Below are 14,077 nucleotides of genomic sequence, written 5' to 3' on the forward strand. Positions count from 1 at the left end.
CTCAGAATTTTCTACGTCTTAGGGGGTGGCCGGAACTACTGCGCGACCTGGGTGATCTCGAACGGCACCGGCTGCTGAGCAGCGTGGGGGTGCACATCGCCCGAGTAGACCTTCAGCTTCGAGATCATCTGACGGCCCAGGGTGTTCTTGGGGAGCATGCCCTTGATGGCCTTCTCGACGGCCTTCTCCGGGTTGTTCGCCAGGAGGTCGTCGTAACGCACGGAGCGGAGACCACCCGGGTAACCGGAGTGGCGGTACGCCATCTTCTGGGTCGCCTTGTTGCCGGACAGGTGAACCTTGTCGGCGTTGACGATGATGACGAAGTCGCCCATGTCCATGTGGGGGGCGTAAGTCGGCTTGTGCTTACCCCGCAGGAGGGCAGCGGCCTGGGTCGCCAGACGGCCGAGGACAACGTCCTGGGCGTCGATGACGAGCCACTGGCGCGAGATGTCGCCGGGCTTGGGGCTGAACGTACGCACGCGTATGCCTTCGCTTCTTCAGTGGTGGGCATCCCCGAGGCGTTAGCCCCAGAGGACGGGTCCTGACAAGGTCACCACGGACGATCACGACAGCCCTGGTCACAACGGAGACGCAATCCGTGTGAACCGCTGGTCATCGGCCCGGTGGACCGGCGTAATGCCCTCTCACGTGAGAATGAGCAAGCCAAAACGCATGACGAACCAGCAGGATACCCGTGAAGCCCAAGAAGGGTCAAAACGCGGTCCTCGACCCCGTCTGGACGGGAATCGTGGCGCACTCCGGTTCGGTCCTGGGTGGGGACCCCGCAGTTCGTACGGCTTCCACCATAACCCGACCGGGCCGCCGCGAACGCCACACGAGCAAACCGGCGAGCGAGCACAGGGTCACCATGTCCCGGAATGCCCGCCTCTTGTGCTCGAACTCCGAGGGCCACGGGATGCCCGCGGTCTGGGGCACCAGGGCCAGCCAGAACCAGGGAGAACGCGGCATCGAGCCCGCCCGCACCCCCGAGGCCAGCAGGAGCGGGAGCACCACGATCAGGTAGTGGTCGAAGGAGGGCCGCGACACCAGGAAAGCGGCGAGCATCACCATGCAGGCCGTCTCCACCAGCCGCAGCTCACCCCCGTCCCCGTCCGCCTCGACCGGCCGCCGCCAGCGCCGCCAGGCCGCCCACAGCCCGCACCCGGCCCCCGCGAAGGCCAGCGCCACCGCCAGCGGCGCCGGCACCCCCAGCCGCGGCAGCGCCGCGATCGGCGACGCGTCCCAGGGCAGCGCGTAGGAATCCTGGCCGTTGAGCAGGAACGGCAGCGTCTTCGTGAAGAACAGCGTCGGGTGGGGCATCATCAGCGCCCCGACCAGCGACAGCGCCACCGGCACGCCCGCCGCCAGGGCCAGCCCACGCCACTGCCGGGCCAGCAGGAACAGCAGCCCGAGCGGCACCAGCATCGGCTTGCACGCTATGGCGAGGCCCACGACCAGCCCGGCCGCCGCCCAGTGCTTGCGGTGCGCGAGCAGCAGCGCCACCGGCAGGGCGGCGGCCGAGATCGCCGTCCAGTTCCCTATCAGCACGAGGTTGAAGTACGGCTTGTAGGCCTGCGCGAACAGCGCGAAACCGCCGACGGCCAGCCGCGAGGCCACCGGCACCGAGAACAGCCGCAGCGAGGCCCACCACCCGAGCCCGACGAGCCCGGTCATCCCCAGCGTCAGCACGCAGCGCAGCAGGGAGTCCGGCAACAGCGCCTCGGGGATCGCCATGAGCACGGCGCTGGGCAGGTAGAGGAACCGCTTGTCCTCGTACGGGGAGACCCCGGCGAGCAGGGCGTCCGCGGCCTTGACCACGAAGGCGTTGTCCGAGCCCCAGTTCGCCCGCATGCTCGCCGAGACCGCGACCTTCAGCAGGATCATCACGCCCACGAACCGCCAGGAGCGGGGGGCCGGCCGCAGCAGCCACTCCACCCGGCGGTCCCAGGAGGAAGGGCTGTCCCACTTCGTGACCCAGACACTCGGCCTCAGCCCCACGGCGCAGTCTCCTCGACCCTCGACCAAGCCGGGGGCGGTCCCACCCCTAGCGTTTGCGTTCGACCCTACGTTCGTCCCAGACGGGTTCCGTAGTCTCTCGCACAACACCGTCCGAACCGAAGACCAAGTAGCGGTCAAATGTCCGGGCGAACCACCGGTCGTGCGTGACGCACAGCACAGTGCCCTCGTAGGCCTCCAGCCCGTCCTGCAGCGCTTCCGCCGATTCCAGGTCCAGGTTGTCCGTCGGCTCGTCCAGGAGCAGCGCCGTCGTGCCCGCCAGCTCCAGCAGCAGGATCTGGAAGCGTGCCTGCTGACCGCCCGACAGCTTCTCGAACGGCTGCTCCGCCTGCCGCTCCAGCTCGTAGCGGCGCAGGGCGCCCATCGCCGCGCCGAGCGGCTTCGCCGCCTCCGTCCACAGGATGTCGACGAGGGTCCGGCCGAACAGCTCCGGGTGGGCGTGGGTCTGCGCGAAGTGGCCGGGGACCACGCGGGCGCCGAGCTTCCAGGTACCGGTGTGCTTGACCTCCTCCCCCGCCATCAGCCGCAGGAAGTGGGACTTGCCGGAGCCGTTCGAGCCGAGGACGGCGACCCGCTCCCCGTAGAAGACCTCCAGGGAGAACGGCTTCATCAGCCCGGTCAGTTCGAGGTTCTCGACGGTGAGCGCGCGCACGCCCGTACGGCCGCCCTTGAGGCGCATCCGGATGTCCTGCTCGCGGGGCGGCTCCGGCGGCGGGCCGGCCTCCTCGAACTTCTGGAAGCGGGTCTGCATCGCCCGGTAGCGCGAAGCCATGTCCGGGCTGCTCGCGGCCTGGTTGCGCAGGCGCAGCACCAGGGCCCGCAGCCGGGCGTGCTCCTCGTCCCAGCGCCGCTTGAGCTCCTCGAAGCGCGCGAAGCGTTCCTTGCGGGCGTCGTGGAACGTGGCGAACCCCTCGCCGTGCACCCACACGTCCGAGCCCGTCGGGCTCGCCTCCAGGCTGATGATCTTCTCGGCGGCCTGGGTGAGCAGCTCCCGGTCGTGCGAGACGAACAGCACCGTCTTGCGGGTGGCCTCCAGCTGCTCCTCCAGCCACCGCTTGCCCGGGACGTCCAGGTAGTTGTCCGGCTCGTCGAGCAGCAGCACCTCGTCCGGACCGCGCAGCAGCGCCTCCAGCACCAGCCGCTTCTGCTCACCGCCCGACAGCGTGCGCACCTGACGGAACTGCGCCGTGTCGTACGGGATCGCCAGCGCGGCCATCGTGCAGACGTCCCACAGCGTCTCCGCCTCGTACCCCTGTACGTCGGCCCAGTCGCTGAGCGCCTGCGCGTACGCCATCTGGGCGGCCTCGTCGTCGACCGTCAGGATCAGCTGCTCGGCCCGGTCCACGGCCTTTGCGGCCTCCCGGATCCGCGGCTGGGCCACCGAGACCAGCAGGTCCCGTACGGTCGTCTCGTCGCGGACCGAGCCCACGAACTGCGACATCACCCCGAGCCCGCCGCTCACGGTGACCGCGCCGCCGTGCGGCTGGAGCTCACCGGAGATCATCTTCAGCAGAGTGGTCTTGCCGGCCCCGTTCGCCCCGACGAGCGCGACGACCGACCCCTCCCCCACCCGGAAGGAGACGTCGGGGAGCAGTACCCGCCCGTCGGGAAGGTAGTACTCCAGGTGGCTGGCTTCGAGATGTCCCATGGGGGGCATTGTCCCGGTCGGGCGTCGATCCGCCCAAACGGGTTATCCGCGTCCCGGGCCGGAGCTGACGGCGGTCACCGCACTAGCAGCAGCCGGCCCCGGGCAGGGTGCGCAGGTTGCGCGCCTCCTTGCTGCGCGCGGCCAGCAGCTCGTCGGCCGGGTAGCCGACCTCCTCCAGGGTCAGCCCGTGCGGCTTGACCACGTGCACCGAGGAGTCCCGTACGGCCGCCCCCAGCACCTTTCCGGGCCAGTCGGCCGACCGGTGGCCGTCGCCGACGTGCAGCAGGGCGCCGACCAGCGAGCGGACCATGTTGTGGCAGAAGGCGTCCGCGCGGACGGTCGCGGTGATGATCCCGTCCTCGCCCCGCTCCCAGCTGAGCTGCTGGAGGGTGCGGATCGTCGTGGCCCCCTCGCGCTTCTTGCAGTACGCGGCGAAGTCGTGCTCCCCGACCAGCGCGGCCGCGGCCTCGTTCATGGCGTCCACGTCCAGCGGCCACTGGTACCAGAGCACGTGGCCGCGGAGCAGCGGGTCCACACCGGCCTGGTGGTCGCCGACCCGGTAGGCGTAGCGGCGCCAGATCGCGGAGAACCGGGCGTTGAAGCCCGCGGGGGCCTCGGCGGCCTTCCAGACCCGTACGTCGTGCGGCAGCCGCCCGGCGAGGCGGCGCAGCAGCTTGTCCCGGTGCTCGGCCCACACCTCGCCCGGCACGTCGAACTGCGCGACCTGCCCGCGGGCGTGCACGCCCGCGTCGGTGCGGCCGGCCACGGTCAGCTCGACCGGGTCGGGCAGCCGCATCACGGTCTGCAGCGCGGACTCCAGCTCACCCTGGACGGTCCGCAGCACGCGCTGCTTCGCCCAGCCGGAGAAGTCCTTGCCGTCGTAGCTCAGGTCCAGCCTGACCCGGACGTGTCCGGGCTCCACCTCGTCACTCACGTGACAGATCCTCTCAGAAACGCGAATGACGCCAGGAAACGCAGAACGGGCCCGCCCCGGTGAGGGGGCGGGCCCGTTCAGAGCCGTTCAAGCAAGCTCGATCCCGAAGGGGATCAGGCCTCCTTGGTCTCCTCGGCGGGGGTCTCGACAGCCTCCGCCTCCTTGACCGCGCGCTTGGTGGCGGCCTCGGCCTCACCGGTGGCCTGCTGGGCGACCGTAAGGGCCTCGACCAGCTCGATCACGGCCATCGGGGCGTTGTCGCCACGACGGTTGCCGATCTTGGTGATGCGCGTGTAACCACCGGGGCGGTTCTCGTAGCGCGGGGCGATCTCGGTGAACAGCGTGTGCACGATGCTCTTGTCCGTGATCGTCTGCAGCACCAGGCGACGGTTGTGGATGTCGCCCTTCTTGGCCTTGGTCACCAGACGCTCGGCGTAGGGACGCAGGCGACGGGCCTTGGCCTCGGTGGTGGTGATGCGGCCGTGCTCGAAGAGCGACTTCGCGAGGTTCGCGAGGAGGTGCTTCTCGTGCGCGGCGCTGCCGCCCAGACGGGCACCCTTTGCGGGACGCGGCATGGTCATACTCCTTCATATCTGCACCGGCCGTGTCAGGTACCGGTGACAGTTCCCCCGGGGCGGATGCCGCGGGAAAGTTCAATCAAGCCCGGCCGGCGATTGAGGCCAAGGACCTCAGCCGCCGGCGACGGGAAGAATCAGTACTGCTCGGTCTCGACGAAACCGGCGTCCGCGTCGTCGTCGGCGCCGAAGGCGTCGGCGGCGGCGGTCGGGTCGAATCCGGGCGGGCTGTCCTTGAGGGCCAGGCCCATGCCGGCCAGCTTCGCCTTGACCTCGTCGATCGACTTCGCACCGAAGTTGCGGATGTCGAGCAGGTCGGCCTCGGAGCGGGCGACGAGCTCACCCACGGAGTGGATGCCCTCGCGCTTGAGGCAGTTGTACGACCGAACGGTGAGCTCGAGCTCCTCGATCGGCAGGGCGAGATCGGCGGCCAGGGCCGCGTCCGTCGGCGAGGGGCCCATGTCGATGCCCTCGGCGTCGATGTTGAGCTCGCGGGCCAGACCGAACAGCTCGACCAGGGTCTTGCCGGCGGACGCCATGGCGTCGCGCGGGCGCATGGCCTGCTTGGTCTCGACGTCGACGATCAGCTTGTCGAAGTCGGTGCGCTGCTCGACTCGGGTCGCCTCGACCTTGTAGGTGACCTTGAGGACCGGGCTGTAGATGGAGTCGATCGGGATGCGACCGATCTCCTGGCCCAGCTGCTTGTTCTGGACGGCGGAGACGTAGCCGCGACCGCGCTCGACGGTCAGCTCCATCTCCAGCTTGCCCTTGCCGTTGAGCGTGGCGAGGACCAGGTCCGGGTTGTGCACCTCGACACCGGCCGGGGGCGCGATGTCGGCAGCGGTGACCAGGCCGGGACCCTGCTTGCGCAGGTACATCACGACCGGCTCGTCGTGCTCCGAGGAGACGACCAGCTGCTTGATGTTGAGGATGATGTCGGTGACGTCTTCCTTGACACCGGGCACGGTGGTGAACTCGTGCAGGACGCCGTCCACGCGGATGCTGGTGACAGCGGCACCCGGGATCGAGGACAGGAGCGTACGGCGGAGCGAGTTGCCGAGGGTGTAGCCGAAGCCCGGCTCGAGCGGCTCGATCACGAACCGCGAGCGGTACTCGTCTACGACCTCTTCGGTCAGCGAGGGGCGCTGAGCGATAAGCATGTGGATTCCTTCATTCGTGGACGCCCACTATTTGACGCCCGACGGAGTGCAGCACGGGGCTGCGAACACTGGCACTACGAACTACAAGGGTACGGGCGGTACGTCCCCCGCGAGGGGTTCGTACCGCCCGGACACTCAAAGACGCACAGGCGCGAAGCCCGGCGCCGCCGAATCAGACGCGGCGACGCTTGGGCGGACGGCAGCCGTTGTGCGGGGTGGGGGTGACGTCCTGGATCGAGCCGACCTCGAGGCCGGTGGCCTGGAGGGAGCGGATCGCGGTCTCACGGCCGGAGCCGGGACCCTTGACGAAGACGTCGACCTTGCGCATGCCGTGCTCCTGCGCGCGACGGGCGGCCGACTCAGCGGCCATCTGCGCGGCGAAGGGGGTGGACTTGCGCGAGCCCTTGAAGCCGACGTGGCCGGCGGAGGCCCAGGAGATCACGTTGCCCGCGGGGTCCGTGATCGAGACGATGGTGTTGTTGAACGTGCTCTTGATGTGGGCGTGCCCATGAGCGACGTTCTTCTTTTCCTTGCGGCGCACCTTCTTGGCAGCGCCCTGACGACCCTTGGGGGGCATCTAAATCTCCTACGGGAGGTGGTCGGTCCTACAGCGCAAGACCGCTGAACAGGACTACTTCTTGCCCGGCTTCTTCTTACCGGCGATCGCGCGACGCGGACCCTTGCGGGTACGGGCGTTCGTGCTGGTGCGCTGACCGTGCACGGGCAGGCCACGACGGTGGCGAACGCCCTGGTAGCACTGGATCTCGACCTTGCGGCGGATGTCGGCCTGGATCTCGCGGCGGAGGTCACCCTCGGTGCGGAGGTTGGCGTCCACGTACTCGCGGATCTTGACCAGGTCCTCTTCGGCCAGGTCACGAACGCGGGTGTCGGGGTTCACACCGGTGGCCGCAAGGATTTCCTTGGACCGGGTGCGACCGACACCGAAGACGTAGGTAAGTGCGATCTCCACACGCTTTTCGCGCGGGATGTCAACACCGGAAACGCGTGCCATTCAATGGCTCCTGTGTGTTCGGGGGTCTTCCGCAGAACCGAACCCCGACCGCCGACCACACCTGCTGGGTGGTGGTACGCCCGGGTCCCCGGCCCCCGCCGGAGGTGCCGCCGGTCCTGGTCAGGACTGGGCGGGTTCTGCGTATGTACGTTTTCTTACGTCGCGCGAAGAACTGCGTAGTGCAGGTCGGTCGGCGTGCGTCAGCCCTGGCGCTGCTTGTGGCGCAGGTTGTCGCAGATGACCATGACCCGACCGTGACGGCGGATCACCTTGCACTTGTCGCAGATCTTCTTGACGCTCGGCTTGACCTTCATGTTGGTGAGGTTCTCCGGGTCAGTGCCACCACCCGCGCCGGGACGGGATGTCCGGGCAGGAGTGAAAGCAAGATCTACTTGTATCGGTAGACGATCCGGCCACGCGTCAGGTCGTACGGAGACAGCTCCACGACAACCCGGTCATCAGGGAGGATGCGGATGTAGTGCATGCGCATCTTGCCGCTGATGTGCGCGAGGACCTTGTGACCGTTCTGGAGTTCCACCTTGAACATCGCGTTCGGGAGGGACTCGATCACGGTGCCCTCGATTTCGATGGCACCTTGCTTCTTGGCCACGCTTCGCCTTTCGAATCGGCTACCTTGATCAGCTCCCTGCTTCGCATGAGGACATGCGGGTGCAAAGGAGCCGACGAGTCAGTCTACGTCAGGGCCCACCGAAAGACGAATCCGGAAAGTGTGCCCTACAGGATAGATCATCAATCCTGGCCATACCGGTCGGCCCAACGGGCTGTGCGTCAGCCCAACGGGTCGGGCGCCGTCGAGACGCCGTACTCCGCCAGCTTCGCCTTGCCGCAGTCCGGGGAGGTCAGCACGATCGGACCCTCCTCGGTCAGGGCGATGGAGTGCTCCCAGTGCGAGGACCAGGTGCCGTCCGTGGTGATGACCGTCCAGTCGTCCGCCAGGACCTCCGTCTGGGCCGTGCCCAGGGAGACCATCGGCTCGATCGCCAGGCACAGGCCCGGGACCAGCTTGATCCCCTTGCCCCGCTTGCGGGAGACGTAGTTCAGCAGGTGCGGGTCCATGTGCATCTCGGAACCGATGCCGTGGCCGCCGTAGTCCTCGATGATCCCGAACTTGCCCAGGCTGTGCTCACCCGTCGTCGGGCGCGGCTGCCGCTTGATGTACGTCTCGATCGCCTTCGAGATGTCCACGAGGCGGTTGCCGAGCTTCATGGCGGCGATACCGGCCCACATGGACTCCTCGGTCACCCGGGAGAGCTCCACGAGCTCAGGGGCGTGTCCAGAGCCCACGAAGGCGGTGTACGCGGCGTCGCCGTGCCACCCGTCCACGATCGCGCCGGCGTCGATCGAGATGATGTCGCCGTCCTTGAGGACCGTCTTGTCGTCGGGGATGCCGTGGACGACCACCTCGTTGACCGAGGTGCAGATCGTCGCGGGGAAACCGCCGTAGCCGAGGAAGTTCGACTTGGCACCGGCGTCCGCGATCACCTTGCGGGCCACCATGTCCAGATCCCGGGTCGTCGCGCCCGGCACGGCCGCCTCACGGGTCGCCGCGTGGATCGCCGCGACGACCAGCCCCGCCTCACGCATCTTCGCGATCTGCTCGGGGGTCTTGATCTGGACCATGACGTACCTGCCACCTTCGGATTCGGGTCTTTCAACAGTACGGCCGCGGCGTCCATGGGACACCGCGGCCGGGGCTGCACTACAGGGGTACTACTTCTTCAGAGCGTCCATCGCGCGCTGCGTGACGTCGTCGACCTCACCCAGGGCCGGGATCGTCGACACGAGGCCCTGGGCCTTGTAGTAGTCGATGATCGGCTCGGTCTGCGTGTGGTAGACCTCCAGCCGGTTGCGCACGGCTTCCTCGGTCTGGTCCTCGCGCACGTACAGCTCGCCGCCGTCGATGTCGCAGACGCCCTCGACCTTCGGCGGGCGGTAGGCCACGTGGAAGATGTGCGAGCTGTCCTTGCGGCAGGTGCGCCGCCCGGCGAGACGCTTGACGACCTCGTCCTCCTCGACCTCCAGGTCGAGGACGGCGTCGAGGTTCATGCCCTCGGCCTTCAGCATCACGTCGAGCGCCTCCGCCTGGGAGACGTTGCGCGGGAACCCGTCGAGCAGGAAACCGCCCGCGGCGTCCTCCTGCTCCATGCGGTCCTTGGCCATGCCGATGGTGATCTCGTCCGGGACGAGGTCACCCGCGTCCATGAACGCCTTCGCGCGCCGGCCGAGCTCGGTGCCCTGGCTGATGTTGGCCCGGAACAGGTCGCCCGTGGAGATGTGCGGGATGGACAGGGTCTTGGCGAGGACAGTGGCCTGCGTTCCCTTGCCCGCACCGGGCGGTCCGACGAGGACGATTCGCATCAGCGGAGGAACCCTTCGTAATTACGCTGCTGGAGCTGGCTCTCGATCTGCTTCACGGTTTCCAGACCCACACCCACGATGATCAGGATGCTCGTCCCGCCGAACGGGAAGTTCTGGTTCGCCCCGAAGCCCGCCAACGCCATCGTCGGCACAAGAGCGATGAGACCCAGGTACAGCGACCCCGGCCAGGTGATCCGGTTGAGTACGTAACTCAGGTACTCGGCGGTGGGCCGACCGGCGCGGATGCCCGGGATGAACCCACCATACTTCTTCATGTTGTCGGCAACTTCCTCGGGGTTGAACGAGATCGCCACGTAGAAGAACGCGAAGAAGACGATCAGGAGGAAGTAGGCGGCGATGTAGTACGGGTGGTCGCCCTTGACGAAGTGCTTCTGGATCCAGGTGGCCCAGCCGGCGGTGGAACCGCTGAACTGGACGATCAGCGCCGGGATGTACAGCAGCGACGAGGCGAAGATGACCGGGATGACACCGGCCTGGTTCACCTTGAGCGGGATGTACGTCGAGGTGCCGCCGTAGGCACGACGACCGATCATGCGCTTCGCGTACTGGACGGGGATCCGTCGCTGCGCCTGCTCGACGAAGACCACCAGGGCCACCATCGCGAGGCCGACCAGGATGACCACGCCGAACTCGACCCAGCCGTCCGCGATCTTGCCCTGGAGCTTGATCTGCCAGAGGGCGCCGACGAAGCCGGCGGCGATCGAGATGAACATCAGGATCGACATACCGTTGCCGATACCGCGGTCGGTGATGAGCTCTCCGAGCCACATCACGAGGCAGGTACCTGCGGTCATGGTGAGCACCATGACCACGGTGGTGAAGATCGACCGGTCCGGAACAATCTGGTCCTTGACCATGCACCCCGTGAAGAGGGCGCCGCTGCGGGCGGTGGCGACGAGGCCGGTGCCCTGCAGGATCGCGAGCGCGACCGTCAGATAGCGCGTGTACTGAGTGATCTTCGACGTGCCGGCCTGACCCTCTTTTTTGAGGTTCTCCAGCTTCGGGATGACCACGGTCAGCAGCTGCAGAATGATGCTCGCCGTGATGTACGGCATGATGCCGAGCGCAAAGATCGTGATCTGCAGCAGCGCACCGCCGCTGAACATGTTGACGAGACCGAAGAGGCTGTTGCTGCTGCCCATCGAGTCAACACAGATCTGAACGTTCTTGTAGCTCACGCCGGGTACCGGGATGTGTGATCCAAGCCGGTACAACGCGATGATGGCGAGCGTGAAAAGCAGCTTCTTGCGCAGGTCGGGCGTCTTGAACGCCCGGGCGAACGCGGTGAGCACGGTGCCTCCTGCGACCCCCGCGCTACTGCGTCAGAGGTGACGGTCTGAGGGATCGACGAATGTGTACAAGCAAAGGTGCAGGCCACCTTACCGGCGTCTGCACCTTCCGTGGAACGACCAACCGGGGATGCCCCATATGTGAGGCATCCCCGGTCGGGTTTCTAGCTATTTGTCACTGAGTTCGTCTTAGACGAGCTCGGTCACAGAGCCACCAGCGGCGGCAATCTTCTCCTTGGCGGAGCCGGAGACGGCGTCAACCGAAACCTGCAGCGCCACGGAGATCTCGCCCTGGCCCAGGACCTTGACGAGGCTGTTCTTGCGAACCGCGCCCTTGGCGACCAGGTCGGCCACCGTGACTTCTCCACCCTCGGGGTAGAGAGCGCCGAGCTTGTCCAGGTTCACGACCTGGAACTCGGTGCGGAACGGGTTCTTGAAGCCCTTGAGCTTCGGCAGACGCATGTGGAGGGGCATCTGCCCACCCTCGAAGCGCTGCGGGATCTGGTAGCGGGCCTTCTGGCCCTTCGTACCACGACCAGCCGTCTTACCCTTCGACGCCTCACCGCGACCGACACGGGTCTTCGCGGTCTTGGCGCCGGGGGCGGGACGGAGGTTGTGGGCCTTCAGCGGGCTGCTTTCAGCCATGTTAGTCAACCTCCTCAACCGTCACGAGGTGGCGGACGGTGTGAACCATTCCGCGGAACTCGGGGCGGTCCTCCTTGACGACGACGTCGTTCAGGCGCTTGAGCCCGAGCGAACGCAGCGTGTCGCGGTGGTTCTGCTTGCTGCCGATGTACGACTTGATCTGCGTGACCTTGAGGCGAGCCATTACGCACCCGCCCCAGCACGTGCACGGAGCAGAGCCGCGGGAGCGACGTCCTCGAGGGGCAGACCACGGCGAGCCGCGATCTCCTCGGGACGCTGCAGGCCCTTGAGGGCCGCCACGGTCGCGTGCACGATGTTGATCGCGTTGGAAGAGCCGAGCGACTTCGACAGGATGTCGTGAACGCCGGCGCACTCCAGAACGGCGCGCACCGGGCCACCGGCGATAACACCGGTACCAGGGGCGGCCGGCTTCAGCAGCACGACGCCCGCGGCGCGCTCGCCCGTGATCGGGTGAGGAATGGTGCCCTGGATGCGCGGAACCTTGAAGAAGGACTTCTTGGCTTCCTCGACACCCTTGGCGATGGCCGCGGGAACTTCCTTGGCCTTGCCGTAACCGACACCTACAGTGCCGTCACCGTCGCCCACCACGACCAGCGCGGTGAAGCTGAAGCGGCGACCACCCTTGACAACCTTGGCGACGCGGTTGATCGCGACAACGCGCTCAACGTAAGCGGTCTTCTCGGCGGCAGGGCCACCGTCGCGACCCTTCCGGTCCCGCCGCTCGCCGCCACCGGCACCGCTTCCGCGGCGCTGGGGTCCAGCCATTGGATTACCTCTCTCTGTTACGTCCGTGAGTCCCGGAAAACGGGGCTTAGAACTTCAGCCCGGCTTCGCGGGCGGCGTCAGCCAGAGCGGCAATGCGCCCGGCGTATCGGTTGCCACCGCGGTCGAACACGACGGTCTCGACACCCGCGGCCTTGGCACGCTCGGCGACGAGCGCGCCGACGGCCTGGGCCTGGGCGCTCTTGTCGCCTTCGCCACCGCGGATCGAGGTGTCCAGGGTCGACGCGGACGCCAGGGTGTGACCCTGGAGGTCGTCGATGACCTGAGCAACGATGTTGCGGTTGGAACGCGTCACGACGAGGCGCGGACGCTCCGCCGTACCCGAGACGTTCTTGCGGATGCGGATGTGACGGCGGGCCTTGGCGGCACGCTTGTACGCGTCGCCCTTGGCGATCTTTACACCGTATGCCATGGCTACTTACCAGCCTTTCCGACCTTGCGGCGGATGACTTCGCCGGCGTACTTGACACCCTTGGCCTTGTACGGGTCGGGCTTCCGCAGCTTGCGGATGTTGGCGGCGACCTCGCCGACCTTCTGCTTGTCGATGCCCTCGACCGAGAACTTGGTGGGCGACTCGACCTTGAAGGAGATGCCCTCGGGCGCCTCGATCAGGATCGGGTGGCTGTAACCAAGCTGGAACTCCAGGCTGGAGCCCTTCGCGGCGACGCGGTAACCGACACCGCTGATCTCAAGAGCCTTGACGTAACCCGCGGTCACGCCGGTGATCATGTTCGCCACCAGCGTGCGGGACAGGCCGTGCAGGGCCTTGTTCTGACGCTCGTCGTTGGGGCGGGTGACGTTCAGAACGCCGTCCTCACCCTTGACGATCTCGATCGGCGCCTTGACGGTGAGTGCGAGGGAACCCTTGGGGCCCTTCACAGCCACAGCCTGGCCGTCGATGGTGACGTCCACACCGGCGGGAACCTGGATGGGGAGCTTGCCGATTCGCGACATTGCTTTTCCTCCGTTCCCGACTACCAGACGTAGGCGAGGACTTCCCCACCTACGCCCTTCTTGCCTGCCTGCTGGCCGGTGAGCAGACCGTGGGACGTGGAGATGATCGCCACGCCCAGGCCGCCGAGCACCTTCGGCAGGTTGGTGGACTTTGCGTACACACGCAGACCGGGCTTCGAGATCCGCTTGATGCCCGCAATGGAGCGCTCGCGGTTCGGGCCGAACTTCAGCTCGAGGACGAGGTTCTTGCCGACCTCGGCGTCCTCGACCTTCCAGCCGGTGATGAAACCCTCCTGCTTGAGGATCTCTGCGATGTGCGACTTGATCTTGCTGTGCGGCATCACGACGGAGTCGTGGTACGCCGAGTTAGCGTTACGCAGACGCGTGAGCATGTCTGCGATCGGGTCAGTCATGGTCATGAAGTGGCCTTCGGCCTCTCTCGCCGGGGTTTCCTGTATGCGCCATCCCTCTCCCCACTCAGTGGCGGGACGGGTGCGGTGCGGGGACCTACGGCGTAGTAAGTCGTTATGGGCGACGGACGCCCAACCACACAAGCCTAAGGCATGCGCGGCCGGGCATCCGCCGACCAGATGCTTACCGAGAGTGCCTGGAAGTTCCCAAGTCCTTGCGGACGAGAGGG

Annotated in this window: 19 protein-coding genes; all 19 read right to left on the reverse strand. The window is 67.1% G+C overall.

The window, feature by feature from the left end; genetic code table 11:
• Window positions 1-35: 35 nt before the first annotated feature.
• The gene (gene rplM, locus OG904_RS11080) at window positions 36-479 is read right to left on the reverse strand and encodes a 50S ribosomal protein L13 (RefSeq protein ID WP_328300324.1); all 444 of its coding nucleotides are present in this window, start codon (window positions 477-479) and stop codon (window positions 36-38) included.
• Between the two features lie 232 nt (window positions 480-711).
• Window positions 712-1,998 (reverse strand): glycosyltransferase family 87 protein, encoded by a 1,287-nt coding sequence (locus OG904_RS11085; protein WP_405489847.1) that lies wholly within the window; start codon window positions 1,996-1,998, stop codon window positions 712-714.
• Between the two features lie 46 nt (window positions 1,999-2,044).
• Window positions 2,045-3,664 (reverse strand): ATP-binding cassette domain-containing protein, encoded by a 1,620-nt coding sequence (locus tag OG904_RS11090; RefSeq protein WP_328300322.1) that lies wholly within the window; start codon window positions 3,662-3,664, stop codon window positions 2,045-2,047.
• Window positions 3,665-3,746: 82 nt separating this feature from the next.
• Window positions 3,747-4,598: a tRNA pseudouridine(38-40) synthase TruA gene (gene truA, locus OG904_RS11095; RefSeq protein WP_405489850.1), complete on the reverse strand. Its 852-nt coding sequence runs from the start codon at window positions 4,596-4,598 to the stop codon at window positions 3,747-3,749.
• A gap of 113 nt (window positions 4,599-4,711) precedes the next feature.
• Window positions 4,712-5,173 carry a 50S ribosomal protein L17 gene (gene rplQ / locus OG904_RS11100; protein ID WP_030008477.1) on the reverse strand — a complete coding sequence of 154 codons (462 nt, stop codon included), beginning with the start codon at window positions 5,171-5,173 and terminating at the stop codon, window positions 4,712-4,714.
• A gap of 137 nt (window positions 5,174-5,310) precedes the next feature.
• Window positions 5,311-6,333 (reverse strand): DNA-directed RNA polymerase subunit alpha, encoded by a 1,023-nt coding sequence (locus OG904_RS11105; RefSeq protein WP_008739666.1) that lies wholly within the window; start codon window positions 6,331-6,333, stop codon window positions 5,311-5,313.
• A gap of 172 nt (window positions 6,334-6,505) precedes the next feature.
• Window positions 6,506-6,910: a 30S ribosomal protein S11 gene (gene rpsK, locus OG904_RS11110; protein WP_006376016.1), complete on the reverse strand. Its 405-nt coding sequence runs from the start codon at window positions 6,908-6,910 to the stop codon at window positions 6,506-6,508.
• 54 nt (window positions 6,911-6,964) lie between these two features.
• A complete protein-coding gene (rpsM, locus tag OG904_RS11115) occupies window positions 6,965-7,345 on the reverse strand; it encodes a 30S ribosomal protein S13 (RefSeq protein ID WP_053682609.1) in 381 nt (126 codons plus the stop codon).
• Window positions 7,346-7,545: 200 nt separating this feature from the next.
• Window positions 7,546-7,659, reverse strand: coding sequence for a 50S ribosomal protein L36 (gene rpmJ / locus OG904_RS11120; RefSeq protein ID WP_003956441.1), 114 nt, complete (start codon window positions 7,657-7,659; stop codon window positions 7,546-7,548).
• A gap of 74 nt (window positions 7,660-7,733) precedes the next feature.
• Window positions 7,734-7,955, reverse strand: coding sequence for a translation initiation factor IF-1 (gene infA / locus OG904_RS11125; RefSeq protein WP_003956442.1), 222 nt, complete (start codon window positions 7,953-7,955; stop codon window positions 7,734-7,736).
• A gap of 179 nt (window positions 7,956-8,134) precedes the next feature.
• Window positions 8,135-8,986, reverse strand: coding sequence for a type I methionyl aminopeptidase (map, locus tag OG904_RS11130; RefSeq protein WP_266912804.1), 852 nt, complete (start codon window positions 8,984-8,986; stop codon window positions 8,135-8,137).
• A gap of 90 nt (window positions 8,987-9,076) precedes the next feature.
• On the reverse strand, window positions 9,077-9,724 hold the full coding sequence (locus OG904_RS11135) for an adenylate kinase (protein WP_405489854.1): 648 nt from the start codon (window positions 9,722-9,724) through the stop codon (window positions 9,077-9,079).
• Window positions 9,724-11,037, reverse strand: a complete 1,314-nt coding sequence (gene secY, locus OG904_RS11140; protein WP_405489856.1) for a preprotein translocase subunit SecY — start codon at window positions 11,035-11,037, stop codon at window positions 9,724-9,726. Before secY ends, OG904_RS11135 begins: the two co-directional genes overlap by 1 nt.
• A 186-nt stretch (window positions 11,038-11,223) precedes the next feature.
• A complete protein-coding gene (gene rplO / locus OG904_RS11145; protein ID WP_243333371.1) occupies window positions 11,224-11,679 on the reverse strand; it encodes a 50S ribosomal protein L15 in 456 nt (151 codons plus the stop codon).
• Between the two features lies 1 nt (window position 11,680).
• Entirely contained in the window at window positions 11,681-11,863 is a 183-nt protein-coding gene (gene rpmD / locus OG904_RS11150) for a 50S ribosomal protein L30 (RefSeq protein WP_112447741.1), read from the reverse strand.
• A complete protein-coding gene (rpsE, locus tag OG904_RS11155) occupies window positions 11,863-12,465 on the reverse strand; it encodes a 30S ribosomal protein S5 (RefSeq protein WP_008739695.1) in 603 nt (200 codons plus the stop codon). Before rpsE ends, rpmD begins: the two co-directional genes overlap by 1 nt.
• A gap of 46 nt (window positions 12,466-12,511) precedes the next feature.
• The gene (gene rplR, locus OG904_RS11160) at window positions 12,512-12,895 is read right to left on the reverse strand and encodes a 50S ribosomal protein L18 (protein WP_008739696.1); all 384 of its coding nucleotides are present in this window, start codon (window positions 12,893-12,895) and stop codon (window positions 12,512-12,514) included.
• Window positions 12,896-12,897: 2 nt separating this feature from the next.
• Window positions 12,898-13,437, reverse strand: coding sequence for a 50S ribosomal protein L6 (gene rplF / locus OG904_RS11165; protein ID WP_405489860.1), 540 nt, complete (start codon window positions 13,435-13,437; stop codon window positions 12,898-12,900).
• Between the two features lie 20 nt (window positions 13,438-13,457).
• Window positions 13,458-13,856, reverse strand: coding sequence for a 30S ribosomal protein S8 (gene rpsH / locus OG904_RS11170; protein ID WP_008739698.1), 399 nt, complete (start codon window positions 13,854-13,856; stop codon window positions 13,458-13,460).
• Window positions 13,857-14,077 lie beyond the last annotated feature (221 nt).

It is taken from the genome of Streptomyces sp. NBC_00096 (genome assembly GCF_045041305.1).
Taxonomy (GTDB): Bacteria; Actinomycetota; Actinomycetes; order Streptomycetales; family Streptomycetaceae; genus Streptomyces.